The sequence below is a fragment of the Brevundimonas sp. CURTG3B2_SDJG genome, from assembly GCF_057364705.1.
Window position 1 is genome coordinate 1 of record NZ_JBNFOJ010000358.1, and the last position, 2,612, is coordinate 2,612.

Consider the following 2,612-nt stretch of genomic DNA (forward strand, 5'->3'; position numbering starts at 1 on the left):
CCCGCCGTCGCGGCGGGTCACGCGCACCGCCTCTTCGACGGAGGTGATGCCGCTCAGCACGAAGGCGCGGCGCGCCGGGCCAGGGTGTCGGTGCGTTCGAAGGCGACGGCGGCGATGGCCTCCTCGTCCGCGCCCGAGGCGATCAGCCGGCGCACGCGTCGTCCACGGCGATTGCCTCATAGATCCCAACGCGGCCGACATAGCCTGTCTGGTGGCAGTGGCCGCAGCCCTGGGGCCGCCAGACCGGCTGGTTGGTCTTGACCCCTATCAGGGCCGCGGTGGTGCGATCCGCGGGCTCGGACCGGCGGCATTGCGGGCACAGCCGCCGCACCAGGCGCTGCGCCATGATCAGCCTCAAGGTCGACGCCAGCAGGAAGGGCTCCACGCCCATGTCCCGGAGGCGGGTGATCGCTCCCGCCGCGTCGTTGGTGTGCACGGTGGACAGCACCAGGTGGCCGGTCAGCGAGGCCTGAACGGCGATGCCAGCCGTCTCGACGTCGCGGATCTCGCCGACCAAGACCACGTCCGGGTCCTGACGCAGGATGGCGCGCAGGCCGGCGGCGAAGGTCATGCCGACCTTGGGGTTCACCTGGGTCTGGCCGATCCCGTCGACGGCGTACTCGACCGGATCCTCGACCGTCAGGATGTTGCGCGTCTGGTCGTTCAGCACGCCCAGGCCCGCGTACAGGGTCGTGGTCTTGCCCGAACCGGTCGGGCCGGTGACCAGGATGATGCCGTTGGGTTCGCGCAGCGCGGCGCGGAAGGCGTTAAGCGTCTCGCCGGTCATGCCCAGCTGGTCCAGCTTCAGCTCGGCGTTGTCCTTGTCCAGGATGCGCAGCACCACCCGCTCGCCGGCGCGCGACGGCAGGGTCGAGACGCGCACGTCCAGGGTCTTGCCGCCCAGGGCCAGAGGGATGCGCCCGTCCTGCGGCACCCGCTTCTCGGCGATGTCCAGCCGGGCCATGACCTTGATGCGCGAGACCAGCAGCGGCGTGATGCGCGGGTTCAGCGACAGGGCCTCGCGCAGCACGCCGTCCACGCGCATGCGCACGGTCAGGGCAGTCTCGAACGGCTCCAGGTGGATGTCGGAGGCGCCGGCCCGGACGGCCTCGGCGATGATGCCGTTGATCAGGCGGATGACCGGGGCGTCGTCGGCGGTGTCCAGCAGGTCGGCGGCGGCGGGGATGTCGTCGATCAGGCTGTCCAGACCGGACGGCATGTCCAGGTCGCCGCCGTCGGCCGCGTTAAGATGGTCGCCGGCGTAGACGTCCGACAGGCGGCGGTCGAAGGCGGCCTGGGTCAGGCGCTCGACCTTCAGCGGCCGGCCCAGGGCGCGGCGGGTCTCGATCAGGGCCGACGGGTCGGCGCCCTCGCGCAGGCCGACGACCGCGATCTCTGCCGGCGTCCAGCAGGATCACCGCGTGCGCTTGGCGAAGCGTAGGGGCAGGGTCGGATTGACGAGGTGATCATCGCCGCCTCACTCCTGGGGCGCGGGGGCGGCGGGCGGCAGGGGCGAGATGACCATGTCGCCGGGCGCCGACTGGGCGGGCGCCACCGGCGGCTGGGCGCGCATGTAGTCGCGCAGCATCTCGTCCAGGCTGGGCTCGACCTCGGGATTGGCGGCCGCCTGGGCGTTGCGCATATAGCCCCAGCGGTCGGCGGCGAGCGCCTGGGCGTCCTCGCGCGAGCGCACCACGGTCGGGCGGATGAAGACCATCAGATTGGTCCGGCCGCGCTGGCGGCTGGTGGAGCGGAACAGGCCGCCGATCCCCGGCAGGTCGCCCAGGCCCGGCACCTTGTCGATCGACAGGCGGTCGTTCTGGTCCAGCAGGCCGCCGGCCACGGCGATGTCGCCGTCGTCGACGACCAGGGTGGTCTCCAGCTCGCGCTTGTTCAGAACCAGGTCGCTGGCGCCCTCGGTCAGCACGCCGTTGATGCTGGAGACCTCCTGGCGCAGGTGCAGGGTGATCGAGCCGCCGGCGTTGATCTGGGGCGTGACGATCAGCTTGACCCCGATGTCCTGGCGCTGGGTCGTGCGGAAGGGGTTGGAGTTGCCGTCCAGCAGGGTCTCGCCGGTGGTGATCGGCACCTCCTGACCCACGAGGATCGTCGCCTCCTCGTTGTCCAGCGTCATCAGCGACGGGGTCTGCAGCAGGTTGGAGCCGGCGTCGTTCTTGGCGGCGTTGATGATGAAGCCGAACAGGCCGTCGCCGATCCTCCCCCCGGCCCCGCCGACGAAGCCGTTGGCGCCGAGCAGGCTGTTCACGGCGAGGTTCTGCAGCCGCTCGCGCAGCGGATCGTCCTCGTCCAGATCGGTGGCCGCCGCCCCGCCCAGGATTGGCAGAAGGGGCACCGCGCTGTTGGAGTAGTTGGTCAGGCCGATCGGGGCGCCGTCCTCCCCCGCCAGCAGCCACTGCACGCCCAGCTCGCGGATGGCGGTGTCGCTGAGCTCGACCACGATGGCCTCGATCAGCACCTGCTGGCGACGCTGGTCCAGCTGGCGGATCACCTCGGCCAGGCTGCGCTGGGTGTCGGCCGAGGCGAGATGACCAGGGCGTTGGCGCCGGGGAAGCGCGCGATCGTCGCCCGCCTGGCCCGGCACGGGCGCGGCG

Annotated in this window: 2 protein-coding genes and 1 pseudogene; all 3 read right to left on the reverse strand. The window is 71.6% G+C overall.

What is annotated here, in order from left to right; translation table 11 throughout:
* Positions 1 to 142: 142 nt before the first annotated feature.
* A complete protein-coding gene (locus tag AC2W7C_RS16515) occupies positions 143 to 1,219 on the reverse strand; it encodes a GspE/PulE family protein (protein WP_486002364.1) in 1,077 nt (358 codons plus the stop codon).
* 102 nt (positions 1,220 to 1,321) lie between these two features.
* Positions 1,322 to 1,393: pseudogene (locus AC2W7C_RS16520) on the reverse strand (hypothetical protein); the annotation flags it as partial.
* A gap of 84 nt (positions 1,394 to 1,477) precedes the next feature.
* A partial coding sequence (locus tag AC2W7C_RS16525) for a type II secretion system protein D (protein ID WP_486002365.1) occupies positions 1,478 to 2,612 on the reverse strand: 1,135 nt, incomplete at its 5' end.